The following is a 26,804-nucleotide window of genomic DNA, read 5'->3' as shown; positions in this document are numbered from 1 at the left end:
TGGCGCTTCGTGGGGAACGCGTCGTTAAGGGGCTGGGCGTAGTCTATCCTTCCGTCTGGACAGGGATTCGTTTTTACTGGGGCGTGGTGTCACCGTATGTTGTTTCGACGCAGAAAGCCGGCTGATGTCTGGGAACGGGCCCGCACCATGGTGTGGCCGCGCCGGTCCTTCTGGCGCTCGGCGCAGTATTTCGTCAAACGCGCCCTCAGGCTGACCGCGACGCCGCACGCCATCGCCGCCGGCGTCGCCGCCGGCGCCTTCGCATCCTTCACGCCATTTCTCGGGTTTCATTTCTTCATTGCCGCGCTTCTGGCCTGGTGCATCGGCGGCAATCTCGTCGCCTCGGCCATCGGCACGGCGGTCGGCAACCCGTTATCGTTTCCCTTCATCTGGGGAGCGACGCTCAAGACGGGGCGGCTCATCCTCTACAGCAGCAACCAGCAGGATGTCGCGCCGGTGCATATCGGCCGGATGCTGCGCCACCTGGAGTTCTCTCAATTGTGGCAGCCGCTGATCAAGCCGATGACGGTTGGCGCCTTGCCGGTCGGGCTGGTCTTCGCACTGATCTTCTACGTGTTGACCCGTTGGGCGACGATCACCTTCCGTGAGCAGCGCCGCAAGCGGCTGGCTGAACGCGCCCGGCGCCGCGCCCGCGCGCAATCCCTCAGCCCGCGTGCCGCGACGAGCTGATGATCATCGGCATCGGCAGCGATCTGATCGACATTCGCCGCGTTTCCAAGACCCTGGAGCGCTACGGCGACCGCTTCACGCAGCGGGTCTTCACCGAGGTGGAACGGGCCAAGTCGGACAAGCGCAGCGAGCGGGCTGCTTCCTATGCCAAGCGCTTCGCTGCCAAGGAAGCCTGTTCCAAGGCGCTCGGCACCGGCATCTCGCGTGGCGTCTTCTGGCGCGAGATGGGCGTCGTCAACCTGCCTGGCGGCAAGCCGACCATGCAGCTTACGGGCGGTGCGGCCAAACGCCTGGCCGCCATGATGCCCGAAGGCATGGAAGCGCATGTTCACCTGACCATCACCGACGATTTTCCGCTCGCCCAGGCCTTCGTCATCATCGAGGCCCTGCCAGCGCGCTAAGCGCGTGAAACCAGAGATGCGCGCCAAGCGCGTGAAACTGAAATAACTGTGCCTGCCGCGCTGCCGCATTGCCGCAACGCGCCCGGCGCGATAAGACCGAGCCGAAAGATTTGAACTGAGGATATGATGAGCGTGGCCGACAAATCGACGAAAAAATCGGGTGGGTTGGGCGAGACCGTGAATGTGATCGTCCAGGCGCTGCTTCTGGCGCTGGTGATCCGTACCTTCCTGTTCCAGCCATTCTCGATCCCGTCCGGCTCGATGCGCCCGACGCTGCTTGAGGGCGATTATCTGTTCGTCACCAAATGGGCTTACGGCTATTCCCGCCATTCCCTGCCGTTCTCGCCGCCGATCTTTTCCGGCCGCATCTGGGGCAGCGAACCCGCGCGGGGCGACGTCGTGGTGTTCAAGTTCCCGCCCAACCCGTCCATCGACTACATCAAGCGGGTGATCGGCCTGCCGGGCGACACGATCCAGATGCGCGAAGGCATGCTCTACATCAACAATGAGGCGGTCGAGCGCGAGAAGGTCGGCCAGATCGACGATCCCGACATCACCGAAATGGACCGCCCGGTCGACCTCTACCGCGAGACGCTGCCCAACGGCGTGGCCTACGAGACGCTTGACCTGACGCCGAACGGCATCGGCGACAACACGCGCGAATTCGTCGTCCCCGAAGGGCATTATTTCATGATGGGGGACAACCGCGACAATTCGGCCGACAGCCGTTTCTCGGTTGGCTTCGTGCCGGCGGAAAACCTGGTTGGCCGCGCCAACGTCATCTTCTTCTCCATCGCCGGCGGCGCAAGCCCGCTCGAACTGTGGCGCTGGCCGTCCGAGGTGCGCCCGTCGCGCATCTTCGATTGGGTCGACTGAGATTGCTCGAGCTGATGGCCACAAAGCGCCTGCGCGGAAAGCATCTTCTGGAAGCCGTTAGCGCACGCGCGGGCTTTGTTTTCGACGATGGCGGTCTTGTCGAGCGCGCCCTGACGCATGCCAGCGCGCGCGGCAAGACAGGGTTCGACTACCAGCGGCTGGAATTTCTCGGCGACCGGGTGCTCGGCCTGGTGGTGGCCGAATTGCTCCACGAGCAATTTCCCGACGCGCCCGAGGGCGAGCTTTCTGTGCGTCTCAACGCGCTGGTCAATGCCGAGACGCTGGCCGAGATCGCCGACGCGCTGGAAATCAGCCCGCTGATCCACATCGGCAGCGATTTGCGCGCCGCCGCCGCCCGCAAGCAGGTCAATCTGCGCGCCGACGTGATGGAAGCGCTGATCGCCGTCATCTTCCTGCAGGGCGGGCTCGACGCCGCACGCGCCTTCATCCGCCGGCATTGGGGCGCGCGGGCGCAGGCCAAGGATGCGGCCCGCAGCGATCCCAAGACGACACTGCAGGAATGGGCGCACCAGGTTTCCGGCGTGACTCCCGCTTATGCGGTTGAAGATCGCCAGGGACCGGATCATGATCCCGTGTTCTCCATCGCCGTGCGCGTCAAGGGTTATCAGCCGGCCCATGGCAGTGGGCGTTCCAAGCGCGAGGCCGAGCAGGCCGCCGCGACAAGCATGCTGGAGCGCGAAGGCGTGTGGCAGAAAAGCGAGGCCGCTTCATGAGCGACGACAACCAGTCTACCGAAGACCAGCCTGCTGAAAACCCGGTCGAGACCCATTCGGGCTTCGTTGCCCTGATCGGCGCGCCCAATGCCGGCAAGTCGACCCTGCTCAACCAGTTGGTCGGCGCCAAGGTCTCGATCGTCACGCACAAGGTGCAGACGACGCGCGCCATCATTCGCGGCATCGCCACCCATGACAATGCGCAGATCGTCTTCATCGACACACCGGGCATCTTCAACCCGCGCCGCCGTCTCGACCGCGCCATGGTCACCACCGCCTGGGGCGGGGCCAAGGACGCCGACATCATCGCGCTGCTGATCGACGCCGAACGCGGCATCAAGGGCGATGCCGCGGCGATCCTCGACCGCTTGAAGGATGTCAAGCAGCCGAAGATCCTGATCCTCAACAAGATAGACCGGGTCAAGCGCGAGACGCTGCTGGAGCTTGCGGCGCTGGCCAATGAGAAGGTCGCGTTCGACCAGACCTTCATGCTGTCGGCGCTCAACGGGTCGGGCTGCAAGGATTTCCTCGACCATCTGGCCAGGACGCTGCCGGCCGGTCCCTGGTATTATCCGGAGGACCAGATCTCCGACCTGCCGATGCGCCAGCTCGCCGCCGAGATCACGCGCGAAAAACTGTTCCTGCGCCTGCACCAGGAAGTGCCGTACTCAATCCATGTCGAAACGGAGAAATGGGAGGAGCGCAAGGACGGTTCCGTGCGCATCGACCAGGTCGTCTATGTGGAGCGCGACAGCCAGAAGAAGCTTGTGCTCGGCCACAAGGGCGCGACCATCCGCGCCGTCGGCCAGGCATCGCGCGAGGACATTGCCGGCATCCTCGAACAGACCGTGCATCTGTTCCTGTTCGTCAAGGTGCGCGAAGGCTGGGGCAACGATCCCGAGCGCTACCGTGAGATGGGGCTTGAATTCCCCCAGTGAGGGGAGGACAGTCGCCCGATGGAATGGCGTGACGAAGGCATTATCCTGGGTGCGCGCAAGCACGGCGAGACGAGCGTCATCCTCGAGACGATGACGGCTGCCCATGGCCGCCATCTGGGGCTGGTGAAGGGCGGCCGCTCGCGGCGCATGCAGCCCCTCCTGCAGCCGGGAAACCGGGTCGATCTGGTCTGGCGCGCCCGGCTCGACGAGCATCTGGGCATGTTCCAGGTGGAGCCGCTCGAGCTGAATGCCGCGCGCCTCCTGTCATCGGCCATCGCTGTCTACGGCATCCAGCTCGTCGGCGCGCATCTGCGCCTGATGCCCGAGCGCGACCCGCATGCGGGCCTCTACGAAACCTTGAAGATCATCACCGCGCATCTCGACGATTCGGCGCTTGCCGGCGCGCTGGTGGTGCGTTTCGAACTGGCGCTGCTGGACGAGCTGGGATTCGGCCTGGACCTGTCGCAATGCGCCCTGACGGGTGCCCGCGAGCAATTGGCCTATGTCTCGCCGAAATCGGGCCGCGCGGTGACCCGCGAGGCCGGCGCGCCCTGGCGCGACAAGCTGTTGCCGCTGCCGGCATTCCTGCAAGGGGGCGGGCAGGCTTCCGCCGAGGGCGAGGCGCTCGACCAGGCGTTCCGCCTGACCGGTTTCTTCTTCCACCGCCATGTCTATGAGCCGCGCGGTCTCGAAGAGCCGGACGCGCGCGCCGGCTTCCTGGCGGCCCTGGCGCGCAGCGCGCGCGCTGTGGCCGAATGAGGCCGGACCAATCTTGTGCTGCCGAGCGTAGAAGCTACTCCGCCGCCGCCAGCACTGGCCGCTCGACCGCCTGTTCGCGGATCGGCCAATGGACCACGGCGGCGAACAGGCCGAGCAGCACGCCAAGCCACCAGATGGAATCATAGCTGCCGAACAGGTCGTACAGATAGCCGCCCAGCCAGACGCCGAGGAACGAACCGACCTGGTGCGAGAAGAACACCACGCCGCCGAGCAGTCCCAGATGCCTTGTGCCGAACATGATCGCCACCAGCGCATTGGTCGGCGGCACGGTCGACAGCCACAACAGGCCCATGACGATGGCGAAGACGACGACGCTGGTGGGGGTCTGCGGCAGCAGCAGGAAAGCGGTGACGGCGATCGAACGGCCGAGATAGATCAGGGCGAGGAAGGCCGGCTTCGGATAGCGCTGGCCGATATAGCCCGAGGCAAGCGAGCCGATGATGTTGAAGAAGCCGATCAGCGCCAGGGCGATCACCGCGTAGCGCGCATCGATGCCGATATCGCCGATATAGGCGGGGAAATGCGCGGTGATGAAGGCCACCTGGAAGCCGCAGACGAAAAAGCCGGAGACGAGCAGCAGGAAGCTGCGATGGCGCAGCGCCTCGCGCAGCGCCTGGCCGATGGTCTGCTGGAACTCCGCCTGAGCCGAACGATTGGAGGCGGCGTTGCCGATCAGCGGGATCGCCAGGATCGGCACGATGAGCATGGCGATGCTCATGTAGATCAGCGAATCGGACCAGCCGAAGGCGTTGATAAGCCCCTGGCTGATGGGCGCGAAGATGAACATGCCGGCCGAGCCGGCGGCCGTCGCCAGCCCGAAGATGAAGCTGCGCTTTTCGGCCGGCACGTTGCGTGCGAATGCGGCGAGGATGATGCTGAAGGAGCCGCCGGCAACGCCAAGTCCGACCAGCACGCCGCCGCCGATATGCAGCATCGCCACATTGCTCGCCGTCGCCATCATCAACAGGCCGGACGCGTAGAGGATTGCCGAAAGGGCCAGCACCCGCCAGGTGCCGAACCGGTCGGCGACGGCGCCGAAGATCGGCTGGCCGATGCCCCACAACAGGTTCTGGATCGCCATGGCCAGCCCGAACGTGGTGCGGTCCCATCCCATCTCGGCCAGCATCGGCAGCTGGAAGAAGCCCATTGCCGAGCGTGGCCCGAAGTTCAGTGCTGCGATCAGACAGCCGCAGATGACGATCAGCCAGGGAAGCGAAGGCTGCGCTGCTGCAGGGGCAAGACGGGTCTGAGACATGGGTTCTCTCGCGGATTGCCGCCGGTCGCGGCCAGACTGAGGGCGATTTTCGCGGCAGATTAACCGAGGCAAGCATCAGCGCAAATGAATAAATCCTGCAGGGGCGTTCAGTTTTCCTTATGCGTGATGGCGAGGGGGAAGAACACCGCCCCGCGACTGCCCGATCTTGTCATCAACCTGCCTGCCCATCGGCCGGAACGGGCATTTCCAGCTACCCGGCCGACGCCCGACGAGCCGACTTGGCGCGTGCCCCGGATGCCGGTTTGGTGGCCGTGCTCGCCGGCTTCTTGGCATCCACCGGCAGATAGTGCACGTCGCGCTGCGGGAAGGGGATCGAAATCCCCTTCGCATCGAATGCCTGCTTGGCGGCCTTGGTGAGGTCGAGGCGCGTCTGCCACCAATCGGGCGTCTCGGTCCAATAGCGCAGCGTGACGCCGACCGCGCTGTCGCCGAGCTCGGACACGAAGGTTGCCGGTTCCTGGTCCTTCAGGACGCGGCTGTCCGCCACCGCCAGTTCGAGCATCACCGTCTGCGCCAGGTCGATGTCGTCGTCATAGCCGATGCCGATGACAAGGTCGTTGCGCCGCCGCGGGTTGCGCGAATAATTGGTGACCGAGGTGTTCCACAACGTGCTGTTCGGCGCCAGTATGTACAGGCCGTCGACCGTCTTCATCTCGGTGGCGAACAGGCCGATCGTCTGGATCGTTCCGGAAATCCCGCTCGCCTCCACATACTCGCCGCTGCGGAACGGCTTCAGCACCAGGAGCATGATGCCGGCGGCGATGTTCTGTAGCGTGCCCTGCAGCGCCAGGCCGATGGCCAGGCCGACCGCGCCGAGCGCGGCGATGATGCTCGCCGTCTGCACGCCGAACTGGGCCAGCACCGTGACGCCGACGAGGATCAGGATGGCGTAGCGGGCCAGCTTCGACAGGAAGGTGCAGAGCGTCGCATCGAAGGCCGGGAAACGGCTCAGCGCGCGATAGATCCAGCGCTCGGCGGTCCCGGCGATGATGAAGCCGGCAACGATCAGGATGATGGCGCCGAGAATGGAGAACGCGTAGGATACGGCGAATTCGCTGACCTGGGCCATTGCCGCCTGCGCCGCGGTCATGAGGTTTTCTGATTGCAGTTCCATGGATGAGATGTCTCCGTGCAGTGTTTGTGATTGTCGATGCCCGTGAACCGAAACACCGCCCCTGTCGAAACTGGCAACGATTCCCGTTCGGGTTCGTTGCAAACTCCAGCCTGCATCGGCCTTGCGAAGACCCCGTGTCTAGCAAGCCTGGAGGTTTGCCGCAAATCAGCCTCCATGCATGCGGCTGACCGCTGGGCAAAGACGATATCGAACCCGTTGCGCGTCGATGCAGTGTGAGATCCGCCCCGCCAGACCCGATGATCTCGATGCGCTACTGGCCATCGAGAACACGGCCTTCAGCGGCGACCGGTTGTCGCGCCGGTCGCTGAAAACCCTGATCGGCAGGCAAACTGCGGTTGCGCTGGTGGCGACGGATGACAAGGCTGTTGCAGGCTACGCCATCGTGCTCCTGAACCGCCTCAATCGCGTGGCGCGGCTCTATTCGATCGCCGTGGCGCCGGACAAGACCGGCCGCGGCATTGCCGGCGCGCTGCTGCGCGCGGTCGAGGCCGAAGCAGGCGAGCGGCGCCGCGTGGCCGTGCGCCTGGAGGTTCGCGAGGACAATCGCGGGGCCATAGCGCTCTATGAAAAAAACGGCTATCGCCGCTTCGCGCGGCGTGAGAATTATTATCATGACGGAATGCCTGCCTTGCGCTACGAAAAGCAGTTGGGCGGGATTGAACACGGAGAGCGGCCCTAAATGACATGGGTCATCCTGACTGGCAGGAAAGGCGATCTCGACGAGGCCGCCACACCCCACAAAATCATCACCAACAGAGACTATCTCGCCCATCCGGCGTTGTTTCGCGGGCAGCGGCCGAAGATCATCAATCTCTCGTCGAGCTATGCTTACCAGAGCCGCGGCTATTATGCGTCGCTGCTGGCGAGTTCGCGCGGCCACCGGGTCATCCCGTCGGTCGAGACGATGATCGACCTGTCGGCGCGCAAGCTCTACGAGAACGCGCTGCCGGAGCTCGAGCAGGCGCTCAATCGCTGTCGCGCCGACCTGGGCGGCTCGTTTCCCGCCAGCGTCGCCGTCTTCTTCGGCATCGGGCCGAGCAAGGCCTGGGAGCGCTTCGCCCGGCTGCTGTTCGACTGGTTCCGCGCCCCGGCGCTGGAAGTGGTCATCAAGGACGGCAATTGGGCGACGATCAGCCGGATCGGCTTCCGCCCGCCGGCCCGCATGATGGAAGACGAGAAAGCGCGCTTCGCCGCCTGCCTGGAGACTTACACCAGCCGCCAATGGCGCGACGGCAAGGGACGCGCCCCGTCCCGTTACAGTTTCGCCACGCTGGTCGACCCGAAGGAGGAGCTGCCGCCTTCGAGCATCGCCTCGCTGAAACACTGGTCGCGGGTGGCGGCGCGGATGGGTGTCGAGGTGGAGCCGATCACCAGGAAGGACTTGGCGCGGCTGGCCAATTTCGACGCGCTGTTCATCCGCGAGACGACGGCGATCTCCAACCACACCTACCGCTTCGCCCGCCGCGCCCAGCAGGAGGGCATGCCGGTCATCGACGATCCGCTGTCGATGATCCGCTGCACCAACAAGGTCTATCTGAACGAGCTTCTGACCGGGCACGGCGTTCCGGTGCCGCCGACCGTGATGATCGCCGGGCCGGGCGACATGGAGCGGGCGGCGGACCAGCTCGGCTTCCCGCTGGTGCTGAAAATCCCCGACAGCTCGTTCTCGCGCGGCGTCAAGAAGGCGTCGAACCTGGCCGAGCTGAAAGCGCTGGCCAACAAATGGATGGAGGATTCCGACCTCCTGATCGCCCAGAAATTCCTGCCGACGGAGTTTGACTGGCGCATCGGCGTGCTCGGCGGCGAGCCGCTGTTCGCCGTCCACTATCTGATGGCCAAGAAGCATTGGCAGATCGTCAATCACGAGCGCAACGGCCGTCCCGACGAGGGCGGTTTCCGCTCCTTCACCCTGGCCGAGACGCCGCCCGCGGTGATCGACATCGCCATGCGCGCGGCGCGTTGCATCGGCGATGGGCTGTACGGCGTCGACATCAAGGAAACGCCGGAAGGCATTTTCGTCATCGAGGTCAACGACAATCCCAATCTCGACCATGGCTGCGAGGATGCGGGCGAGAAGGATGCCGTGTGGACGCGGCTCACCCAATGGTTCATCGACCGGCTGGAGCGGTAGATCACAGCATTTTGCAGCCGGGTGGAATTACCTGACGTCCGCATAAATGCGGAAAAACAAGACGTTGGAGCAGATCACCGTTTCCGTGAAATGCTGATCTGCTCTAGTGGCCAACGGTGCCGCGCAGTTTCTCGATCGCCGCAAACCGCGCGAGGAACGCCTTTTGCGCCCGCTTGGCCGGCAGGGGCGCAAGGTTCAGCATTTCAGGCCGCACGCCGCGCGGCCGGCCGAAGAAGCGCGCCGCCTCCGGCTCCCCGAAGCCGGCCAGCCGCGTCGCCTCGTAGAAGGCGGCGATGCGGTCGGCGCGCTTGATGGCCTTCTTCAGCGTCTCCGTCAGGTCGGGCCACAGGGCGAAACGCAGGTGGATGGCGCGCTGCAAACGCTTTTCCACCAGTTTGTAGTCGTCGCCCAGCGTTGCCTTGAACGGCGAGATCATGTCGCCGATGACATATTCGGGCGCATCGTGCAGCAGGGCGGCAAGCAATGTGTCGGGCGTCGCGTCGCGCATGACGACGCCGAAAATCTCCTCCACCAGAAGCGAATGCTGCGCCACCGAATAGGCGTGGTCGCCCTCGGTCTGCCCGTTCCAGCGGGCGACGCGCGCCAGGCCGTGGGCGATGTCGCCGATCTCGATATCGAGCGGCGAGGGATCGAGCAGGTCGAGACGCCGTCCCGACAGCATGCGCTGCCAGGCGCGCGCCGCGGCCGGTGCCTTCGCCGGGCTTTTCGGCTTCATGGCCAGCCTGGGCATCAGGCGGCGTCTCCACCGCTTTCGGGAAAGGTGAAGCGCGCCCAGGCGGGGATGGCCAGGGTGACCGGCACGTCGCCGGCAAGGATCGGCGTACCGGCGTCGACGGCGTCCTTCACCCGGTCGATGCGGGCAATCGCCAGTCCGTTTGGCCCATCGACCGTTCCAAGCGTGCCGAGCGCGCGGCCGGAGGCGGTCAGTTCGCTGCCTGCGGCGGGCAGGACGCCTTCGCCGGCGGCGATCAGAAGACGCCGCCGCGCCGTACCGCGATGCTGCATGCGCGAGACCACTTCCTGGCCGATATAGCAGCCCTTCTTCAGGCCGAGACCGCCATTCTGATCGTAGAGGACATCGTGCGGGAAGGCGTCGCCGAGTTGGAAATCGGCGCCGCTCTCGGCCACCGCATGGGCGATCCGCAACGCGTCCCAGGCGGCGATGTCCGCATTGGCGTCCATGGCTTCGCCATAGTGGCGCACGACCCGCGCAGCGTCGGGAAAGCGGCGATCCACATGATTTGAATCATCGCTTGAGGAAGCGGAATCATCGCCCCATGAAACAGCGACAAGCTGCTGTTCCTTTAACGAAATATCGAGTTTCGCCCGCAGCCTGTAGAGCATCAGGCGGCGCAGAAGATCGGCGGCGGTCGCGGCGCGGCATTCCAGGTTGAACGCTTCCGGCCCGGCGCGCGAAACGATGAAATCGAACAGGATCTTGCCCTGCGGGGCAAGCAGCGCGCCGGCACGGGCTTCGCCGGGTTTGAGCTGATCGAGATCGGTGGTGATGATCGTCTGCAGGAAATGCTCGGCATCGGGGCCGCTGACGTCGATGAGAGCGCGCTGATCGAGAAGGCAAGTCGGCATGATGAACCCGCGAAACGTCTCTGGCAGATGGTGTAGGTTTCTAGCTAGGACGCTTTCGTCCCTGCCGCAAGGCGGCGTGTGTCAGGAAGATGCCGCAAGGCGGTGCTTGTCAGGAGCGCGCCGAGCGGTGGCGCAGATTGCGGGCGATCTCCGACAGGGCCTCTGCGCTTTTTGCGCTGATGCCGCCGCGGTCGTAGTCGCGGCGGACCGCGTTCTCGATGTCGTCGGCGATGCTGTCGAGGGAGGGCGATCCACAGCCGGCGCCGGCGCTGCGGTGATCGAACAGATTGATCCAGTGATCGGTGTCGCGGCCGAACTGCATCAGGCGGTCGAAATACACCTCGGCGTCCCGGCGATGGAACAGAACGCCGAGAACGCCGGCAGCGATAGACAGCGGGCTCATCACCACATCGCGCAACCCGTCGGCCATCAGCTTGATCTGGAACAGGACGACCCGGCGGATGACCCGCGCGCGGGTGCTCCGACGCTTGGTCCGCATCGGGATGAAGGCTTCGGTCTCGGATCGCGCGATGCCGGTCATTGGAGGTCCTCCCGCCAAAAATATGGGGATGCATCCGCCGGTTGCAAGGCCCGCCTCAGTCCCCGGCGACAAAAAACGCCCAGCGCCCCTCGGGCGTGATGCCGACGCGGTAGAAGATGTAGGCGCCGAAATTCTTCATGTCCTCGTAGTCGCCAGCCGTCACCAGCGTGAACAGTTCGACGCGCTGGCGCTTGTCGAGACTGTCGAGCGGCAGGGCGAAAAAATAGGGCCAGACATAGCTTTCCGCCGGCGTTCCGGCATCGAGATGGACATAGCCTGCCTGCAAGACCTCGAGCAGGATCGCCAGGATTTCCTGGCCCTCGTCATCGCCCGAAAGCTCCCGCAGAAACTCGAGCGGGTCGCCGTCGAGCCCGCCCAGCGAGAGCTGGGTCATGCTGTCGCCATTGCCGATCAGCGGCCGCAGCGCTTCCAGGTCTCCGCTCTTGCACGCCTCGACGATCAGCCCGTGCATGCGCCGCACGGGTTCTGGCAGCTTGTCGAGATCGTAGAGGATTTCCGGCGTTGGCTTGTCGATACCCGTATCAGGCCGCACGGCGTCGCGCTCGGGCGCCTCGTCGGTCGGATCGGCCTCTTCGCCGTCATCACCGCCCATCGGCTCGCCGGGTTCTGCATCCCTGGCCGCAGGTGTCTGGACAGGCGCGGGCAGGGGCATGCGCTCGACACTGTCGGGGGAAGGCTGGCCCGGCAGGGGCGGCGTCTCCTGCAATTCGCTCAGCGCCTGGGCCGGGGTGCCCGCCAGAGCGAGCAGGAAGAGGCCCGCCAGGCTTGGCCGGAGGAGCGGGCGGCTATGCCCTGCGTGTCCTGTCGTCGTGTGCAAAATCTGCCGCATCATGATCACGCTTCAATTCCCGTATCGCTGGGCGATGTCCCTGGACAAAAGGGCGCCTTCCTTCATGTACCGTTCGACCGCGGCAAGCGCCTGCGCCGTGCAGCTCTCATAGGTGCCGGCAAAAGCGCGGTACCCGTGATTGAAACTCGCAACCAGTTTCTCGCGCCGCGCCTGCGACGGGGCCTCGGCCGCCAGAAGCTCCTGCATCCTGGTGCGCCAGGCGTCGGAATCCTCGCCGCAGATGTTGCGCAGATAATGAACGGCGCCGAGCACTTCCGCCAGCCGCAGCAGCGGTTTTTCGTAAGTGGCGTCCACGGCGTGGGCGGGCGTGGCCGTCAAGGACAGCGCCATGAGACAGATGGCAATCGCGTATCCCCTGTTCATGCCGTGTTTTCTCTCAACGCCGCCCGCCATGTCAAATGCCCGCCTGCCTCGCAGAGGCATATCCGCATCGGCGTGAAGAAAGTGGCAAGATTGAGAGCATTGCCGGTCACCGGCCGCACCGCGCCGCGGCAAGCTCCTCGGCGATTGCCAGGGTGCTGTCGGTGATCGGCAGACGGCGCATCTCCTCCAGCGTGAACCAGCCGGCCTCGCTGGCGTCGTCGCCGGCAATGGCCAAACCGTCCTCGACGGCGGCGCGAAAGACGTCGAGGACAAAGACCGGGCCTGATTGCTCGGCCGTCAGGCGGATTCGGCGGTGCAGGCGCAACCCGCTTGCGGCAAGCCCCGTTTCCTCGCGCAGTTCGCGCATGACCGCCTGTTCGGCCGTCTCGTCCGCCTCGATGCGTCCGCCCGGAAAGGCGTAAAGATCCTTCGCCGGCGCGCGTCCGCGACGCACCAGCAGGAACCGGCCGTCGCGCAACACGGCGGCGGAGACCGCGCGGATTTCCTCTGGTTTCATGAATACGAGCCTTGCATCGCCACCGTCCATCGCCAACAGTCGGCGCGATAATGGACGAACCGGGATGCGCGAGGCAATGATCAGCGACAGGACGATGGCCGGCGCCGGCAAGCAGGGGTGCTATTGAACCATGTGCGGACGCTTTGCCCTCAACGCGACGCCAGACGCCGTGCAGTCATTGCTGGCGGTGATGGACATCGATCCGTTTCCGCCGCGCTACAACATCGCCCCGACACAGCCCATCCTGATGGCGCTTGCCGGGCCGGCGGGCGGACCAGGTTCAAACCTGCCGCCGCGGCAGGCGATGCTGGTGCGCTGGGGGCTGATCCCGTCCTGGGCGAAGAACCCGGCCGACCTGCCGCTGCTGTTCAACGCGCGCTCGGAAACGGCGGCGGAGAAAGCCTCCTTTCGCGCCGCCATGCGCCATCGCCGCGCGCTGGTGCCGGCCTCGGGGTTCTATGAATGGCGGCGGATCGGCAACAAGCGCGCCGAACCTTACTGGGTGCGGCCGAGACATGGCGGCGTCATCGCCTTTGCCGGCCTGATGGAAAGCTGGTCGGAGCCAGGCGGCACCGAACTCGACACCGGCGCCATCCTGACCGTGGACGCCAATGAGGACCTGCGCGGCATCCACCACCGCATGCCGGTGGTCATCGACCAGCAGGATTTCGCCCGCTGGCTCGATTGCCTCAATCAGGAGCCGCGCGACGTGGCAGACCTCCTGCGGCCCGCCGATCCCGGCTTCTTCGAGGCCGTGCCGGTGTCCGACAAGGTCAACAAGGTCGCCAATATGGGGCCGGAACTGCAGGAACGCGCCGAGGGCAGGGCCGCGGCACTCGACGACGAGCCGAAGGATGCGGGCGACGATCAGCTGACGCTGTTTTGAGGCTGGCCGCTCTCACACAAGGGTGCGCGCCAGATGCGCGGCTTCCGCGCCGAAGCGGTAAAATCCTTCACGCGCGCTGCGGAAGGATTGCGCGGCGACCTCGGTGACCGGCAGCGGCAGGTCGGCTTCGGCGATCCCGCCGGTGACGAATTTGGCCAATGTCTGGCCGAACACGGTGCCCGGGCCGATACCCCGTCCATTATAGCCCGAAAAGCCGATGACATTGTCGGCGAGGCGGTGGAATCTCGGCAGGTGGTCGTTCGTCATGCCGATCTGCCCGTACCAGCCGGCCTCGAACCCGGTTCCCTTGAGTTCGGGGAAAATCCGCCCGATGGCGCGTTGCGCCCAGGCGCGGTGCACGGCAAGCCCGGTGCCGTTCAGCGCGCCGACGCTGCCGAAAACGAGCCGCCCCGTGCGATCCCAGCGAAACGAGGTGAGGATCTGCTTCGTATCCCATGCGCCCTGCAGTCCCGGCAGGATCTTCGCCCGCAGCGCCGCGGAGAGCGGCGGGGTGGCGAAATTGAAGTAGGGCAGGTGGACGAGCTCCTCGCGCAGCTCGGCCCATGGCGTTTTCGTATAGGCATTGGTGGCGACGATGACCGTGGCTGCCGTCAGCGACCCCTTGTCGGTGTGGAGCCGCCAGCCCGCGCCGTCGGCCTCGGCGCGCACGACGCGCGAAGCCGTGTGCAGGCTGGCGCCGGCGCGGATGGCGGCCGATGCCAGGCCGCGCGCATAGGCGAGCGGCTGGATCGTGCCGGCGCGCGCGTCGAGCAGCGCCGCCGCATAGGCGCGGCTGCCGATCCGTGCGGCGGTTTCCTCGGCGTCGAGCAGTCGCACCGGGGCGCCGCGCGCCGCCCATTGGCGGGTGCGCTCTTCGAGCTGCCGGACGCCGGCCTGGCCGACGGCGCAATGCAGCGTGCCGGCGCGGACGGCCTCGCAGTCGATCCCGTGCCGCTCGGCCAGGTCGAACACCACGCTTGGCGCGTCGCCGAGCAATGTCAGAAGCCGTTCGCCATGCTTAGCACCGAGGATCGCCGGCAGATCGTCCGGCATCACCCACATGCCGGCATTGACCAGTCCGACATTGCGGCCCGAGCCACCGAAACCGACATCCTCCGCCTCGAGCAAGGTGGCCGAAATGCCGGCCTCCGCCAGGTGAAGCGCCGCCGACAGGCCGGTGTATCCACCGCCGACAATGGCCACATCGCTGCGCGCTGCGCCTTCGAGAGGCCGGGTTGCCGGGGCGGGTGGAGCGGTTTTCTCCCAAAGGCCGTGGGACAACGGGTCGTTTCTCATGGCGCGGCTGAACCTCTGGATGCAGCATCTTGCAGTCGGGTGGAATCACCTGACGTCCGCATGAATGCGGAAAGCAAGGAGATTACGGATCGACACATCTCATGCTGTCTATCGGCCAGCCAAGCGAAAAATACGCATCGTTTGATGCGGTCGCGGCATTGCACGGGAGATGGAGAGCGCACGAAGCGAGCATTCTTGTGCAGCGACCAGGCGGACGCAAGGCGCTCCAGGGCCAGGCACACAATCTCCCTCTCGCCGATGCGATGGAAACGCGTGCTCTGCCCGTCCGACGCCCCTGGCCCATGACCAGGGCAGAAACCTCAATCGGTCTGCGTCGTATAGGGGCTTGGCCGGGGTGCCGGCGCGGCCTTTTCACCCTTGCACTGCAAAGCGGCGGCGATCGCAGCCGGCCCAACCGCGTGATACTGGCTGAGCAGGAGCTTTTCCTGATCGGGTGCTTGCTCTGCTGGCTTGTTCGTTTCGCGGGGCATACTCTGATCCTTGGTTCCGCGTTGTCGTCCCTTCCGCGCAGATGGGGATCGAATCCGACAAAATCTTGACCGAATGCCCCGATCGGAAAGTACGTCGTTAAAATTGCCGCATCAGCCTTAACATTTCCTTCACAATCGGCGGCCCGGGGCAATACTCCTTTTGGGCCGCGGCGTGCCCGATGCGCGCAGTCCCCAGCCTTTTGGCGTTCAGCATTTTGTCTTGACGGTTTTTCCTCCTGCGGCGATAAGAACAGCCATGAAAACGCTGTGCGCCATCACCGGCATTTGCATTATCGGCTAGCGCCTCACGCTGGTCCGGACGTTTTCGCCCTTCACACACGAGAAAAACGCCCTGGCCAGATGGCCGGCCTGAGCTTTGCATTGCCTTTGCGGGCAGAGCGTTGGAAGAAGTTGGGACAGGTAAAAACGGGAAGCGACGATGACGGATGGTTTCAGGGGCCTCAGGGTCTACAACACACTGACGCGCGCCAAGGAGGATTTCGTCCCGATCGACCCGGCCAATGTGCGCATGTATGTCTGCGGCCCGACGGTCTACGATTATGCCCATATCGGCAACGCGCGCCCGGCCATCGTCTTCGACGTCCTGTTTCGCCTGCTGCGCCATCTCTACGGCGAGGCGCACGTCACCTATGTGCGCAACATCACCGACGTCGACGACAAGATCAACGCCCGCGCAAGGCGCGATTATCCGGGCCTGCCGCTCAACGAGGCGATCCGCGCCGTCACGCAGAAGACCGCCGACCAGTACCATCAGGACGTGGCCGCGCTCGGCTGCCTGGTGCCGACCGTCGAGCCGCGCGCCACCGATTTCGTGCTGCCGCGCGAAGACGGGCTGACCGACATGGCGAGCCTGATTCAATCTCTCATCGATCGCCGCCATGCCTATGAGGCAAAAGGCGAAATCCTGTTCGACACGGCGTCGATGCCGGCCTATGGCGGCCTGTCCAAGCGCAAGCTCGACGAGCAGCAGGCGGGCGCCCGCGTCGCCGTCGAGGCGCACAAGAAGAACCCGGCCGATTTCGTCTTGTGGAAACAGTCCTCTGCCGACGAACCCGGCTGGGATGCGCGCTTCACGATCGATGGGAAGGACGTGCCGATCCGCGGCCGGCCGGGCTGGCACATCGAGTGCTCGGCCATGTCGGCGGCCTATCTGGGCGAGGAGTTCGACATCCATGGCGGCGGGCTCGACCTGATCTTCCCGCACCACGAGAACGAGATCGCCCAGTCGCGCTGCGCGCATGGCACCGATGTCATGGCCCGCACCTGGATGCACAACGGCTTCCTGCAGGTCGAGGGCCGCAAGATGTCGAAGTCGGAAGGCAATTTCATCACGATTCATGAATTGTTGGCGTCTGACAAGTTCGGCGGCCGCGCCTGGCCGGGCGAGGTGCTGCGGCTGGCCATGCTGATGACGCATTACCGCGAGCCGATCGATTTTTCCGTCCGCAAGCTGGAGGAGGCGGAGGCCGTGCTCGACGGCTGGTACCGCGCCGTCGGCGACACGCAGGCGGCCGGCGTTGGTTGCGCCGATGCGCTGGCCGCCCTGTGCGACGACCTCGGCACGACCGGAGCCATCGCCGCCATGCACGAGCTGCGCGGCGAGGCGGCGAAGGGGTATGAAGGTGCCAAGGCAGGGCTGAAGGCCAGTGCCGGGCTGCTTGGGCTCTTGTCGTCGACCGAAAGCGAGTGGCTTGCCGCCAAGGCTGCCGACGCGTCCGTCGATGCGGGTGCCGTCGCAGCGCTGGTCGAGGAGCGGCTGAGCCATCTGCGCGAGAAGAATTTCGCCGAGGCCGACCGCCTGCGCGCAGAACTGACAGCGCAGGGCATCCAGCTGATGGACTACAAGGACGCCGACAGCGGCGAGCGACGGACCAGATGGGAGGTGAAGCGATGATCGACCATATCGGCATCAAGGTCGTGGATTTCGACCGGGCCAAGGCATTCTACGACCAGGCGATGGCGCCGCTGGGCGCGTCGCTGATGATGATGGTGCCGGCCGAGTTCACCGGCGGCCGCAAGGTTGGCGGCTATGGACGCGACCGGCCGGTCTATTGGCTGAGCGAGGGCGAGACGGCGAGCGACGCCAAGCACGTCGCCTTCACCGCCCGTTCGCGCGCCGAGGTGGATGCGTTTCATGCCGCCGCACTGGCCGCCGGCGGCCGCGACAATGGCGCGCCGGGGCTCAGGCCGCATTACCATCCCGACTATTACGGCGCTTTCGTCTTCGATCCCGATGGCAACAACATCGAAGCCGTCTGTCACCGGCCGGAATGAGGGAAGGGCGGGTCATGAGCCTCGACAACAAGCCAGTCTATTCCGGCGGTTGCCAATGCGGCGCGGTGCGCTTTCACATCGAGGGCGCGCTGGGCAAGGCTTCGGTCTGCCATTGCCGGATGTGCCAGAAGGCTTCCGGCAACATCATGCTGCCGCTGGTTTCCGTACGCGCTGCCGCGCTCGCCTGGACGCGGGCCGAACCGAAGCGCTTCCAGTCGTCGAACCATGTGCGGCGCGGCTTCTGCCAGCAATGCGGCACGCCGCTGACCTATGAGGCGCCGGACGGCGTGGCCGTCGCCATCGCCGCGTTCGACCATCCCGAGGAGATCACGCCGGTGGTGCAATGGGGCATGGAGGGAAAATTGCCCTACACGGACGCGATCCCGACGCTGCCGGGCTACACCACTGAAGAAGACCCGGAGGCGGTGGAGTTCCTGCACAACATGGTCTCCTACCAGCATCCGGACCACGACACGGACCGGTGGCCGCCGGAGAAGACGCCGTGACGGGGCCCTTCTACACCGGCGGCTGCCAGTGCGGTGCGGTGCGCTTTGCCGCCACGCGCCTCGGCCGCCCGTCGATCTGCCACTGCCGCATGTGCCAGAAGCAGTTCGGCAGCTTCTTCGGCGCCTTCGTCACCGCCTATGCGGACGATTTGCGCTGGACGCGCGGCGCGCCGAGCTACTTCCGCTCGTCCAACAAGGTCGAGCGCGGCTTCTGCAGGGATTGCGGCACGCCCTTGACCTACCGCTATCCGTACGGGATCGAACTCGCCATCGGCGCCTTCGACCGGCCTGAGGACCTGGAACCGCAAGTGCAGGTCAACCATGCCGAGAGGTTGCCCTGGATCGACCGGCTGTTTGAAAAACCGCCCCACGACAGCGAGGCGATGCAGAACTTTCATGCCTCCATTGCCTCCTACCAGCATCCCGACCACGACACAGACCAATGGCCGCCGGAGGGACGGAACGATGCCTGACCTTCGCAAGAGCCGGAGCACGCCGCGCAAACGGAGCCCGCATGTCCAGTAAGGAACGCCTTTATCTCTTCGACACGACGCTGCGCTGGCCGTCCGACCGGAGCCGCGCAGCGGGCGAGGACGGACAGGATAGACAAACCGTCGCGCGCAAACGGAGCCCGCATGTCCAGTAAGGAACGTCTTTATCTCTTCGACACGACGCTGCGCTGGCCGTCCGACCGGAGCCGCGCAGCGGGCGAGGACGGACAGGATAGACAAACCGTCGCGCGCAAACGGAGCCCGCATGTCCAGTAAGGAACGTCTTTATCTCTTCGACACGACGCTGCGCTGGCCGTCCGACCGGAGCCGCGCAGCGGGCGAGGACGGACAGGATAGACAAACCGTCGCGCGCAAACGGAGCCCGCATGTCCAGTAAGGAACGTCTTTATCTCTTCGACACGACGCTGCGCTGGCCGTCCGACCGGAGCCGCGCAGCGGGCGAGGACGGACAGGATAGACAAACCGTCGCGCGCAAACGGAGCCCGCATGTCCAGTAAGGAACGCCTTTATCTTTTCGACACGACGCTGCGCGACGGCCAGCAGACGCCTGGCGTGGATTTTTCCGTCGATGACAAGATCGCCGTGGCCAAGCTGCTCGACGATTTCGGCATCGACTATGTCGAGGGTGGCTATCCGGGGGCCAACCCGACCGACACGGCGTTCTTCGCCGAGAAGCGGACGAGGAATGCCGCTTTCGTCGCCTTCGGCATGACCAAGCGGGCCGGCGTCTCGGCTTCGAACGATCCGGGGCTTGCCGTCCTCGTGCAGTCGCAAAGCGACGCCATCTGCTTCGTCGCCAAGAGCTGGGACTATCATGTCCGCGTGGCGCTCGGCTGCACCAACGAGGAAAATCTCGCATCGATCAGCGCTTCGGTGGAAGCCTCCGTGGCCGCCGGCAAGGAAGCGATGGTCGATTGCGAGCACTTCTTCGATGGCTACAAGGCCAATCCCGATTATGCGCTGGCCTGCGCGCGGGCAGCGTTCGAGGCGGGCAGCCGCTGGGTGGTGCTGTGCGACACCAATGGCGGCACCCAGCCGGCCGAGATCCGAGCCATCGTCGAGGCGGTCATCGCCGCCGGCATTCCCGGCGATCATCTGGGCATCCACGCTCATGACGATACGGGCCAGGCTGTGGCCAATTCGCTTGCCGCGGTGGAGGCGGGCGTGCGCCAGGTGCAGGGCACGCTGAACGGCATCGGCGAGCGCTGCGGCAACGCCAATCTGATCACCATCGTGCCGACGCTGATGTTGAAGTCCGCCTATGCCGAGCGTTTCGAGATCGGCATCTCGCGCGACAGGCTGGCCGGCATTGCGCATCTGGCGCATGCCTTCGACGAATTGCTCAACCGGGCACCGGACCAGCAGGCGCCTTATGTGGGCGGCTCGGCCTTCGCCACCAAGGCCGGCATCCACGCGTCTGCCGTTCTGAAGGAGCCGGAAACCTATGAGCACGTGCCGCCGCAGACGGTCGGCAACACGCGCCGCGTCATGGTGTCGGACCAGGGCGGCAAGTCGAACTTCATCGCCGAATTGAAGCGGCGCGGCATCGTCGTCGACAAATCCGATCCGCGTCTCGACACGCTGATCGCCCGCGTCAAGGAGCGCGAGGCCGAGGGCTATGCCTATGAGGGGGCGGACGCCAGCTTCGAGTTGCTCGCCCGCCGCACACTGGGCCATGTGCCGGAATTCTTTCGCATCGACGGCTTTCGCTGCATGGTCGAGCGCCGGTTCGACGCCAATGGCGAGTTGAAAACAGTGTCGGAAGCGGTGGTGCGCGTGACGGTCGATGGCGAGGCGCTGATGTCGGTGGCCGAAGGGCACGGGCCGGTCAATGCGCTCGACATCGCGCTGCGCAAGGATCTCGGCAAGTACCAGGCGGAAATCTCCGACCTGGCGCTCGCCGACTACAAGGTGCGCATCCTGAATGGCGGCACCGAGGCGATCACGCGGGTGCTGATAGAATCGCACGATTCGACCGGTGCCCGCTGGTGGACGGTCGGCGTTTCCGACAACATCATAGACGCCTCGTTCCAGGCGCTGATGGATTCGATCGTCTACAAGCTGGTCAGGAACCGCGAGGCGGCGGGCGGTGCCGAAAAACCTTCAAGCCTGGACCAACACAATGCGATGGATCGGGTCAGCGAATTCGTGAAACAATGATGTCAATAGGACCGCGGCTGATCCGGCCTGCGCGTCAATCACGGATTTCACCATGACCGAGACTGCAGGAAAGCCTCTCGAGGGCGGTCAGAACGATGCGCTGCGCGGCTTCTTCTTCGCCCTGTCGGCCTATGGCCTTTGGGGGTTCCTGCCGCTGTACATGAAGCTCGTGGCGCACATCCCCGCGGTGGAGGTGGTCGCCCACCGCATCGTCTGGTCGGTGCCGGTCGCCGCCATCATCCTGTTCCTGCTGGGCCGGACGGGTGACGTGAAACGCGCCATACGCTCGCCGCGCACGCTGGCCATGGCCGCGCTGACGGCGGCGATCATCACCTGCAATTGGGGCCTCTACGTCTGGGCGATCGCTACCGATCGCGCCGTCGAGACGGCGCTCGGCTACTACATCAACCCGCTGGTCAGCATCGCCATGGCGGCGATTTTCCTGGGCGAGAAGCTCAATCTCTACCAGATCGCCGCCGTGGCGCTGGCGGCAATCGCCGTGTTGGTCCTGACGCTCGATGCCGGTGGCCTGCCCTGGGTGTCGCTGAGCATTGCCTTGTCCTTCGCCAGTTACGGCTTCCTGCGCAAGACCTTGCCGATCGGCCCCAGCCAGGGTTTCTTCCTCGAAGTCCTGATCCTCTGCGTGCCGGCGCTTGCCTATCTGTTCTGGCTGAACTGGACGGGACAGAACCACTTCCAGTGGTCGCAGCCCGCCGACATGGCCCTTCTGATCGGCTGCGGCCCGGTGACGGCGATCCCGCTCATCCTGTTCGCCTTCGGCGCCAAGCTGCTGCGCTATTCGACCATCGGCATCATGCAGTACATCGCTCCGACGATGATCTTCCTGATCGCCGTGTTCGTCTTCAACGAGCCGTTCGGCGGCGTCAAGGCAGTCGCTTTCGCCCTCATCTGGACGGCGCTGGCGGTCTATACCTGGTCGATGTTTCGCGACGCGCAGCGGGCAAAAAATAGCCGCCCCTGATCAGGGGGCGGCGAGAGCCCGCAACACCGCAGGAAGGGGTGCGGCGCGGCATCGCAGGGTGATGCGGCGGATGGAGATCGTCGCCGATCTCTGCTCCACGGCCAGACAACCACTTGCCTGTAACAGGGACGCGGCAATTGCTTGACAGAGCCGTGACGTTTCGCGGGGAAAGCCGTTGACGGCCACTCAGAGGCGGTCGATGGCGATCGGCGTCGCGCCGTTTCCCCCGTTGGCGGCTTGCGCGGCCGCCAGAATGGCCGGCACGATGTCCTCGGCCCGGTCGACCACGAGCGGCTGGACGCGCTGCGCGGAGTGGACAAAGCCCTCGTCCTTCATGTGCTCGATGAGTGTTAGAAGCGGATTCCAGAAGCCGCCTATATTGGCGAACACGATGGGCTTCTCATGCCGGGCAAGCTGTGCCCAGGTCATGATTTCGACGATCTCCTCCAGTGTGCCGATGCCGCCGGGCAGGGCGACGAAGGCATCCGAACGGTCGAACATCAGGTGCTTGCGCTGGTGCATGTCGTCGGTGACGAGCAGTTCGTCGATCTGGGCGAGTTCGGCTTCCGTCGCCTCCTTGCGGATGAGGAATTTCGGGATGATGCCCGTGACGGTCCCGCCCGCCTCCTTGGCACCGCGCGCGACGGCGCCCATAATGCCGCGGGTTCCCGCGCCGTAGACGAGACGCAGGCCGGCTTGGGCCAGGGAACGCCCCAGCGTCAGCCCGGCGAGAAAGTGATTTTCATCGCGACCGGTGCTCGATCCACAATAGACGCAGACTGATTCGATTGTTTTCATGGTTGCCATTGCATGGCGCTGCCGCCCGCATGGTCAAGAGGGCAAGGGCTTTTTCTTGTAGCCGTGCTGAAAAAGCGTTACAGCCTGTCATAAAACGGAATTAAGCAACAATGGTCTTGACACCTTTAAAGGGGCTGCTTTTCGCTGCGGGTGCGGTGATCGCCGGGGCTGGCGCCGCGTATCTGGCCGGCGCTTTCGATCCCTATCTGGAGAACCCGCCGGCCCCGCTCGTGGCGACACCGCAGAGCGATGGCCAGGTTGCGCCTGCCACCGGCGAGGAGGCGGCGCAGAAGGCCGCGCGCCTGCAAGACGATCCGTCAGCGCAAACACAGGCGCAGACGCCCGCGCCAGCCGCCACGACGCAACCGGACGTGACTGCGCCAACCTTCGACGTGGTGCGCGTCGAGCCCGACGGCTCGATGGTCGTCGCTGGCCGTGCCGCGCCCAACGCAACGGTCGAAATCGTCCACGGCGCGACCGTGCTCGGCACGGCGACCAGCGGTCCGGGGGGAGATTTCGCCGCCGTGCTTGAGGATCCTCTCAAGCCGGGCGACTACCAGATCGTCTTGCGGGCGACGACACCCGACAATGTTGCCGCGACCTCCGTCGAGACGGCGATTGTCACCGTGCCCGACAATGAAGCAGGCCAGGTGCTGGCGCTGGTCGACCGGCCGGGCGCCCCAAGCCGCCTGATCACCGTGCCCGAGGCGGCGCCGGCAAAGGACGCCGAACGTCAGGTCGCCGCCGCATCCGAAACCGTTGCGCCGACTGAAGCGCCGACGGGCCAGGAAGCCGCGCCGGCCACCGAAGAACCCGCCCAGCCGGAGCAGGCAGCGCGCGCCGAAACCGGCTCGGAACCGGGGCCGCAGGCTGCGCCACAGGCGGCGCCGGTGCAGGAAACCCCGGCACGAACAACACCGGCGCAAACAGCACCTGCCGCCACGCAAGGCGCCGTGCCGAACATCGAGGCGGTGGAGATCGACGGGCGCCAGGTCTTCGTCGCCGGCGCCGCAGCGCCGGGCAGCCCCGTGCGGGTCTATGCCAACGAGATATTGCTTGGTCAGACACTCACCTTGCCGAACGGCCGGTTTCTGATCGAGGCGGTGCGCGACCTGCCGGTCGGTGATTACATCGTGCGCGCCGACATGCTGTCGGCCGATGGGCGCACGGTCGTCGCCCGCGCCGCAGTGCCTTTCACCCGTGCCGAGGGCGAGCAGCTTGCCGCCGTTGCGCCGCAGGTGGAGAGCGCCTCCAAGACCGAGCGCCTGCCGGCCGAGGCCGGGCAGCCCGCCGCCGCGCCAGAGGAACCGGCGGCTGGCGGCGACAAACCAGGCACGGTGGCTGCCACCGAGCCCGCCGCAGCGGCGAAACTCGCTCCTGTCGACGGCTCCGTCATCATAAGGCGCGGCGACACGCTGTGGCAGATTTCGCGTCGGGTCTATGGGCGCGGCGTCCGCTACACGACCATCTATCTTGCCAATCGCGGGCAGATCGAGAATCCCGACCGCATCTGGCCGGGCCAGGTCTTCGCTGTTCCTGAGACGACGCAGGAGGGCGAACCCGCCGACATGCAGGCGATCGGCGGACAAGCCGCCCCGGAAGCGCCCGCCAGCACGGCGCAATAGGCCGATCGAAGAAAACCATTCCTTGCGTGGTTGATTTCGAGTGATCGTTCATCGTATATCGACGATGAACGATGGAGAGGTTGCGCCATGAAACGACAATTAACCCCGGACACGTGTTGTACGCATGGCTCGGCGGCGGCCGGCTTCGCCGCCCTTTCGCATCCCGTGCGCATCGAGATCATTCGCCATTTGGCCGGTCTTGATCACACCTGCTGCTGCAAGGACGTGGTCGGCCATGTGCGCCTGGCGCAATCAACCGTGTCGCAGCACCTCAAGGTGTTGGTCGAAGCCGGCCTCCTGCACCGGCAGTCCGAGCGGCAAACCTCGCGCTTCACGGTCGACTTCGAGGCGCTGAACGCTCTGTCGGGCAAGCTCGCCGATCTTGTCGAAGCCTGTGCCGCCGCGAACACATTGCAGGCCGGCATGCGGGAGGCCGCATCGAATGACTGACAAAACCGTATCCGCCGAGGGATCGACCTTACAGACCCTGCGCAATCTGTGGCCCTATATGTGGCCGTCCGACCGGGCCGACCTGAAGCGGCGCGTGCTGATCGCCGCATTCTTCCTGGTTCTGGCGAAGATCATTCTGGTGCTGGTGCCCTATTTCTTCAAATGGGCCACGAACGTGTTGTCGGGCGAGGGCGGTGCGCCGGATTTCATGCCGGCCATCCTCGCCGGGCCGATCATGCTGGTCGTCGCCTACAATCTGGTGCGCGTCATCCAGTTGGGTTTCAACCAGTTGCGCGATGCGCTGTTTGCCCGCGTCGGCCAGCACGCGGTGCGCCAGCTCGCCCACCGCACCTTCGTCCACATGCACGAATTGTCGCTGCGCTTTCACCTGGAGCGGCGCACGGGCGGCCTGTCGCGCATCATCGAGCGCGGCACGAAGGGCATCGACACCATCGTCCGCTTCACCATTCTGAACACGGTGCCGACGCTGCTCGAATTCGTCCTTGCCGCCTGCATCTTCGGTTTCTCCTATGGCTGGATCTACGTGGCGATCGTCGCCGTCACCGTCTGGCTCTACACGTGGTTCACGGTCAAGGCGAGCGACTGGCGCATCACCATCCGCCGGCAGATGAACGATTCCGACACCGACGCCAACACCAAGGCGATCGATTCGCTGCTCAACTTCGAGACGGTGAAGTATTTCAACAACGAGGCCATGGAGGCGCGCCGCTTCGATGCGTCGATGGCGCGCTACGAGGATGCGGCGACACGCACCTGGACCTCGCTCGGCTGGCTGAATTTCGGCCAGGGCGTCATCCTCGGCTTCGGCATGACGGCGGCCATGGGCCTGTCGGCCTATGAGGTGATGCGCGGCACGCAGACGGTGGGCGATTTCGTCTTCATCAACGCCATGCTGATGCAGCTTTCCATTCCGTTGAACTTCATCGGCTTCGTCTACCGCGAAATCCGCCAGGGCCTGACCGACATCGAGCAGATGTTCGACCTGCTCGACGTGCCCGCCGAAGTCAGCGACCGGCCAGGCGCCAAGCCGCTCGCCGTTGCCAGCGGCACGGTGCGGTTTGACGATGTGCGCTTCTCCTACGATCCCGAGCGGCCGATCCTGAAGGGGGTCAGCTTCGAGATTCCGGCCGGCAGGACCGTTGCCGTGGTCGGTCCCTCGGGGGCGGGCAAATCCACGATCTCGCGTCTCTTGTTCCGCTTCTACGACATCCAGGGCGGCGCCATCACCATCGACGGGCAGGATGTGCGCGACATGACGCAGAAGAGCCTGCGTGCCGCCATCGGCATGGTGCCGCAGGACACGGTGCTGTTCAACGACACGATTGCCTACAACATCCGCTATGGCCGGCCGGACGCCAGCGAGGAGGAGGTGCGGCGCGCCGCCGAGATGGCGCAGATCGGGCCGTTCATCGAGAGCCTGCCGGATGGCTACAAGACGATGGTCGGCGAGCGCGGGCTAAAACTGTCGGGCGGCGAGAAGCAGCGCGTGGCCATTGCCCGCACCATCCTCAAGGCGCCGCCGATCCTGCTGCTCGACGAGGCCACCTCGGCGCTCGACACGCACACGGAGCAGGAGATCCAGACGGCGCTCGATACGGTCAGCCGCGGGCGCACGACGCTGGTCATCGCCCACCGCCTGTCGACCGTCATCGGTGCCGACGAGATCATCGTCCTGAAGGGCGGCGAGATCGCCGAGCGGGGCCGGCACCAGGAATTGCTGTCGGCCGGCGGTTTGTACGCCGAGATGTGGAACCGCCAGCGCGAGGCCACCGAGGCCGAGGAGCGGCTGCGCAAGGCGCGCGAGACGGATGAGATGGGCATGGTCGTGCGTCGCCAGCCTGCTTATTGACAATCAAGTCGGCGTGCCGCGTTGCGGCTGCCGCTCGATTCCTTTACCAAGGCCGCTACTCGATCTTTGAGA

General features: G+C 65.3%; 29 protein-coding genes. 18 read left to right on the top strand and 11 right to left on the bottom strand.

Translation table 11 applies throughout. The features are described 5' to 3' along the window. Positions 1-96 precede the first annotated feature (96 nt). The 6 genes from AB843_RS15505 to recO all read left to right on the top strand — a co-directional run bounded on the left by AB843_RS15505 (position 97) and on the right by recO (position 4,398). Entirely contained in the window at positions 97-690 is a 594-nt protein-coding gene (locus tag AB843_RS15505; RefSeq protein WP_048647765.1) for a DUF2062 domain-containing protein, read from the top strand. Continuing rightward, positions 690-1,091 carry a holo-ACP synthase gene (acpS, locus tag AB843_RS15500; protein WP_048647764.1) on the top strand — a complete coding sequence of 134 codons (402 nt, stop codon included), beginning with the start codon at positions 690-692 and terminating at the stop codon, positions 1,089-1,091. The genes AB843_RS15505 and acpS overlap by 1 nt, the downstream gene beginning before the upstream one ends. Positions 1,092-1,217: 126 nt before the next feature. Continuing rightward, the gene (gene lepB, locus AB843_RS15495) at positions 1,218-1,967 is read left to right on the top strand and encodes a signal peptidase I (protein WP_048647806.1); all 750 of its coding nucleotides are present in this window, start codon (positions 1,218-1,220) and stop codon (positions 1,965-1,967) included. A gap of 14 nt (positions 1,968-1,981) precedes the next feature. Next, complete coding sequence (gene rnc, locus AB843_RS15490; RefSeq protein WP_082143859.1) at positions 1,982-2,701, top strand: ribonuclease III; 720 nt, start codon at positions 1,982-1,984, stop codon at positions 2,699-2,701. After that, positions 2,698-3,639, top strand: coding sequence for a GTPase Era (gene era / locus AB843_RS15485; RefSeq protein WP_048647763.1), 942 nt, complete (start codon positions 2,698-2,700; stop codon positions 3,637-3,639). Before rnc ends, era begins: the two co-directional genes overlap by 4 nt. 18 nt (positions 3,640-3,657) lie before the next feature. After that, positions 3,658-4,398, top strand: coding sequence for a DNA repair protein RecO (gene recO / locus AB843_RS15480; RefSeq protein ID WP_048647762.1), 741 nt, complete (start codon positions 3,658-3,660; stop codon positions 4,396-4,398). Between the two features lie 34 nt (positions 4,399-4,432). Here the strand turns inward: recO and AB843_RS15475 are convergent, their stop codons facing one another. Further along, entirely contained in the window at positions 4,433-5,674 is a 1,242-nt protein-coding gene (locus AB843_RS15475; protein WP_048647761.1) for an MFS transporter, read from the bottom strand. A 211-nt stretch (positions 5,675-5,885) separates the two neighbouring features. Continuing rightward, the gene (locus tag AB843_RS15470; protein ID WP_048647760.1) at positions 5,886-6,809 is read right to left on the bottom strand and encodes a mechanosensitive ion channel family protein; all 924 of its coding nucleotides are present in this window, start codon (positions 6,807-6,809) and stop codon (positions 5,886-5,888) included. 226 nt (positions 6,810-7,035) lie between these two features. Between AB843_RS15470 and rimI the strand changes: the two genes are divergently transcribed. Both rimI and AB843_RS15460 read left to right on the top strand, forming a co-directional pair. Then, entirely contained in the window at positions 7,036-7,509 is a 474-nt protein-coding gene (gene rimI / locus AB843_RS15465; protein WP_048647759.1) for a ribosomal protein S18-alanine N-acetyltransferase, read from the top strand. After that, a complete protein-coding gene (locus AB843_RS15460) occupies positions 7,510-8,961 on the top strand; it encodes a RimK family protein (protein WP_048647758.1) in 1,452 nt (483 codons plus the stop codon). It begins immediately after the preceding gene. A 103-nt stretch (positions 8,962-9,064) separates the two neighbouring features. On the opposite strand, the gene AB843_RS15455 is transcribed toward AB843_RS15460, so the two are convergent. The 6 genes from AB843_RS15455 to AB843_RS15430 form a co-directional block, all read right to left on the bottom strand. After that, positions 9,065-9,712 carry a YfbR-like 5'-deoxynucleotidase gene (locus AB843_RS15455; protein WP_048647757.1) on the bottom strand — a complete coding sequence of 216 codons (648 nt, stop codon included), beginning with the start codon at positions 9,710-9,712 and terminating at the stop codon, positions 9,065-9,067. Next, entirely contained in the window at positions 9,712-10,569 is an 858-nt protein-coding gene (gene ygfZ / locus AB843_RS15450; protein WP_048647756.1) for a CAF17-like 4Fe-4S cluster assembly/insertion protein YgfZ, read from the bottom strand. The genes AB843_RS15455 and ygfZ overlap by 1 nt, the downstream gene beginning before the upstream one ends. A gap of 109 nt (positions 10,570-10,678) precedes the next feature. After that, entirely contained in the window at positions 10,679-11,110 is a 432-nt protein-coding gene (locus tag AB843_RS15445) for a hypothetical protein (RefSeq protein WP_048647755.1), read from the bottom strand. A 55-nt stretch (positions 11,111-11,165) separates the two neighbouring features. After that, positions 11,166-11,963 carry a hypothetical protein gene (locus AB843_RS15440; protein ID WP_425286820.1) on the bottom strand — a complete coding sequence of 266 codons (798 nt, stop codon included), beginning with the start codon at positions 11,961-11,963 and terminating at the stop codon, positions 11,166-11,168. Positions 11,964-11,972: 9 nt separating this feature from the next. Then, positions 11,973-12,344: a TIGR02301 family protein gene (locus AB843_RS15435; RefSeq protein WP_048647754.1), complete on the bottom strand. Its 372-nt coding sequence runs from the start codon at positions 12,342-12,344 to the stop codon at positions 11,973-11,975. Between the two features lie 106 nt (positions 12,345-12,450). Further along, positions 12,451-12,972 (bottom strand): NUDIX hydrolase, encoded by a 522-nt coding sequence (locus AB843_RS15430; protein ID WP_425286819.1) that lies wholly within the window; start codon positions 12,970-12,972, stop codon positions 12,451-12,453. 19 nt (positions 12,973-12,991) lie between these two features. On the opposite strand from AB843_RS15430, the gene AB843_RS15425 reads away from it, so the two are divergent. Continuing rightward, positions 12,992-13,747 carry an SOS response-associated peptidase gene (locus tag AB843_RS15425; protein WP_048647753.1) on the top strand — a complete coding sequence of 252 codons (756 nt, stop codon included), beginning with the start codon at positions 12,992-12,994 and terminating at the stop codon, positions 13,745-13,747. Positions 13,748-13,759: 12 nt separating this feature from the next. On the opposite strand, the gene AB843_RS15420 is transcribed toward AB843_RS15425, so the two are convergent. Together AB843_RS15420 and AB843_RS25620 are read right to left on the bottom strand one after the other, a co-directional pair. Next, on the bottom strand, positions 13,760-15,043 hold the full coding sequence (locus tag AB843_RS15420; protein ID WP_048647752.1) for an NAD(P)/FAD-dependent oxidoreductase: 1,284 nt from the start codon (positions 15,041-15,043) through the stop codon (positions 13,760-13,762). Positions 15,044-15,363: 320 nt separating this feature from the next. Beyond that, positions 15,364-15,534, bottom strand: a complete 171-nt coding sequence (locus tag AB843_RS25620) for a hypothetical protein (RefSeq protein ID WP_157384525.1) — start codon at positions 15,532-15,534, stop codon at positions 15,364-15,366. 439 nt (positions 15,535-15,973) lie between these two features. Here AB843_RS25620 and cysS point away from each other — a divergent pair, with 439 nt between their 5' ends. The 6 genes from cysS to rarD all read left to right on the top strand — a co-directional run bounded on the left by cysS (position 15,974) and on the right by rarD (position 21,989). Further along, positions 15,974-17,449: a cysteine--tRNA ligase gene (cysS, locus tag AB843_RS15415; RefSeq protein WP_048647751.1), complete on the top strand. Its 1,476-nt coding sequence runs from the start codon at positions 15,974-15,976 to the stop codon at positions 17,447-17,449. Further along, positions 17,446-17,829: a VOC family protein gene (locus tag AB843_RS15410; protein ID WP_048647750.1), complete on the top strand. Its 384-nt coding sequence runs from the start codon at positions 17,446-17,448 to the stop codon at positions 17,827-17,829. Before cysS ends, AB843_RS15410 begins: the two co-directional genes overlap by 4 nt. 14 nt (positions 17,830-17,843) lie before the next feature. After that, positions 17,844-18,335: a GFA family protein gene (locus AB843_RS15405; RefSeq protein ID WP_048647749.1), complete on the top strand. Its 492-nt coding sequence runs from the start codon at positions 17,844-17,846 to the stop codon at positions 18,333-18,335. Continuing rightward, the gene (locus AB843_RS15400) at positions 18,332-18,808 is read left to right on the top strand and encodes a GFA family protein (RefSeq protein ID WP_048647802.1); all 477 of its coding nucleotides are present in this window, start codon (positions 18,332-18,334) and stop codon (positions 18,806-18,808) included. The genes AB843_RS15405 and AB843_RS15400 overlap by 4 nt, the downstream gene beginning before the upstream one ends. A 525-nt stretch (positions 18,809-19,333) precedes the next feature. Then, entirely contained in the window at positions 19,334-21,007 is a 1,674-nt protein-coding gene (gene cimA, locus AB843_RS15395; RefSeq protein ID WP_048647748.1) for a citramalate synthase, read from the top strand. A 52-nt stretch (positions 21,008-21,059) separates the two neighbouring features. Beyond that, positions 21,060-21,989 (top strand): EamA family transporter RarD, encoded by a 930-nt coding sequence (rarD, locus tag AB843_RS15390; RefSeq protein ID WP_048647747.1) that lies wholly within the window; start codon positions 21,060-21,062, stop codon positions 21,987-21,989. Positions 21,990-22,175: 186 nt separating this feature from the next. Here the strand turns inward: rarD and AB843_RS15385 are convergent, their stop codons facing one another. Beyond that, positions 22,176-22,787 (bottom strand): LOG family protein, encoded by a 612-nt coding sequence (locus AB843_RS15385; RefSeq protein ID WP_087587120.1) that lies wholly within the window; start codon positions 22,785-22,787, stop codon positions 22,176-22,178. Positions 22,788-22,897: 110 nt separating this feature from the next. Here AB843_RS15385 and AB843_RS15380 point away from each other — a divergent pair, with 110 nt between their 5' ends. The 3 genes from AB843_RS15380 (at position 22,898) to AB843_RS15370 (ending at position 26,732) form a co-directional block, all read left to right on the top strand. Continuing rightward, positions 22,898-24,412 (top strand): LysM peptidoglycan-binding domain-containing protein, encoded by a 1,515-nt coding sequence (locus tag AB843_RS15380; RefSeq protein ID WP_048647745.1) that lies wholly within the window; start codon positions 22,898-22,900, stop codon positions 24,410-24,412. An 87-nt stretch (positions 24,413-24,499) separates the two neighbouring features. Further along, the gene (locus AB843_RS15375) at positions 24,500-24,862 is read left to right on the top strand and encodes an ArsR/SmtB family transcription factor (protein ID WP_048647744.1); all 363 of its coding nucleotides are present in this window, start codon (positions 24,500-24,502) and stop codon (positions 24,860-24,862) included. Continuing rightward, positions 24,855-26,732, top strand: coding sequence for an ABCB family ABC transporter ATP-binding protein/permease (locus AB843_RS15370; protein WP_048647743.1), 1,878 nt, complete (start codon positions 24,855-24,857; stop codon positions 26,730-26,732). The genes AB843_RS15375 and AB843_RS15370 overlap by 8 nt, the downstream gene beginning before the upstream one ends. The last annotated feature ends 72 nt before the right edge of the window (positions 26,733-26,804 follow it).

The sequence above is a fragment of the Nitratireductor soli genome (assembly GCF_001050155.1).
Lineage (GTDB): Bacteria > Pseudomonadota > Alphaproteobacteria > Rhizobiales > Rhizobiaceae > Nitratireductor > Nitratireductor soli.
This window is presented reverse-complemented; position numbering and strand designations above follow the sequence as displayed.

Coding starts and splice junctions, on each gene's coding strand:
- rarD (WP_048647747.1), top strand. CDS start 21,060: ATGACCGAGACTGCAGGAAAGCCTCTCGAGGGCGGTCAGAACGATGCG.
- AB843_RS15420 (WP_048647752.1), bottom strand. CDS start 15,043: ATGAGAAACGACCCGTTGTCCCACGGCCTTTGGGAGAAAACCGCTCCA.
- AB843_RS15455 (WP_048647757.1), bottom strand. CDS start 9,712: ATGCCCAGGCTGGCCATGAAGCCGAAAAGCCCGGCGAAGGCACCGGCC.
- AB843_RS15470 (WP_048647760.1), bottom strand. CDS start 6,809: ATGGAACTGCAATCAGAAAACCTCATGACCGCGGCGCAGGCGGCAATG.
- lepB (WP_048647806.1), top strand. CDS start 1,218: ATGAGCGTGGCCGACAAATCGACGAAAAAATCGGGTGGGTTGGGCGAG.
- cimA (WP_048647748.1), top strand. CDS start 19,334: ATGTCCAGTAAGGAACGCCTTTATCTTTTCGACACGACGCTGCGCGAC.
- acpS (WP_048647764.1), top strand. CDS start 690: ATGATCATCGGCATCGGCAGCGATCTGATCGACATTCGCCGCGTTTCC.
- rimI (WP_048647759.1), top strand. CDS start 7,036: ATGCAGTGTGAGATCCGCCCCGCCAGACCCGATGATCTCGATGCGCTA.
- AB843_RS15410 (WP_048647750.1), top strand. CDS start 17,446: ATGATCGACCATATCGGCATCAAGGTCGTGGATTTCGACCGGGCCAAG.
- AB843_RS15405 (WP_048647749.1), top strand. CDS start 17,844: ATGAGCCTCGACAACAAGCCAGTCTATTCCGGCGGTTGCCAATGCGGC.
- cysS (WP_048647751.1), top strand. CDS start 15,974: ATGACGGATGGTTTCAGGGGCCTCAGGGTCTACAACACACTGACGCGC.
- AB843_RS15380 (WP_048647745.1), top strand. CDS start 22,898: ATGGTCTTGACACCTTTAAAGGGGCTGCTTTTCGCTGCGGGTGCGGTG.
- AB843_RS15505 (WP_048647765.1), top strand. CDS start 97: ATGTTGTTTCGACGCAGAAAGCCGGCTGATGTCTGGGAACGGGCCCGC.
- AB843_RS15460 (WP_048647758.1), top strand. CDS start 7,510: ATGACATGGGTCATCCTGACTGGCAGGAAAGGCGATCTCGACGAGGCC.
- recO (WP_048647762.1), top strand. CDS start 3,658: ATGGAATGGCGTGACGAAGGCATTATCCTGGGTGCGCGCAAGCACGGC.
- era (WP_048647763.1), top strand. CDS start 2,698: ATGAGCGACGACAACCAGTCTACCGAAGACCAGCCTGCTGAAAACCCG.
- ygfZ (WP_048647756.1), bottom strand. CDS start 10,569: ATGCCGACTTGCCTTCTCGATCAGCGCGCTCTCATCGACGTCAGCGGC.
- AB843_RS15475 (WP_048647761.1), bottom strand. CDS start 5,674: ATGTCTCAGACCCGTCTTGCCCCTGCAGCAGCGCAGCCTTCGCTTCCC.
- AB843_RS15435 (WP_048647754.1), bottom strand. CDS start 12,344: ATGAACAGGGGATACGCGATTGCCATCTGTCTCATGGCGCTGTCCTTG.
- AB843_RS15440 (WP_425286820.1), bottom strand. CDS start 11,963: ATGATGCGGCAGATTTTGCACACGACGACAGGACACGCAGGGCATAGC.
- AB843_RS25620 (WP_157384525.1), bottom strand. CDS start 15,534: ATGCCCCGCGAAACGAACAAGCCAGCAGAGCAAGCACCCGATCAGGAA.
- rnc (WP_082143859.1), top strand. CDS start 1,982: ATGGCCACAAAGCGCCTGCGCGGAAAGCATCTTCTGGAAGCCGTTAGC.
- AB843_RS15425 (WP_048647753.1), top strand. CDS start 12,992: ATGTGCGGACGCTTTGCCCTCAACGCGACGCCAGACGCCGTGCAGTCA.
- AB843_RS15375 (WP_048647744.1), top strand. CDS start 24,500: ATGAAACGACAATTAACCCCGGACACGTGTTGTACGCATGGCTCGGCG.
- AB843_RS15385 (WP_087587120.1), bottom strand. CDS start 22,787: ATGAAAACAATCGAATCAGTCTGCGTCTATTGTGGATCGAGCACCGGT.
- AB843_RS15445 (WP_048647755.1), bottom strand. CDS start 11,110: ATGACCGGCATCGCGCGATCCGAGACCGAAGCCTTCATCCCGATGCGG.
- AB843_RS15370 (WP_048647743.1), top strand. CDS start 24,855: ATGACTGACAAAACCGTATCCGCCGAGGGATCGACCTTACAGACCCTG.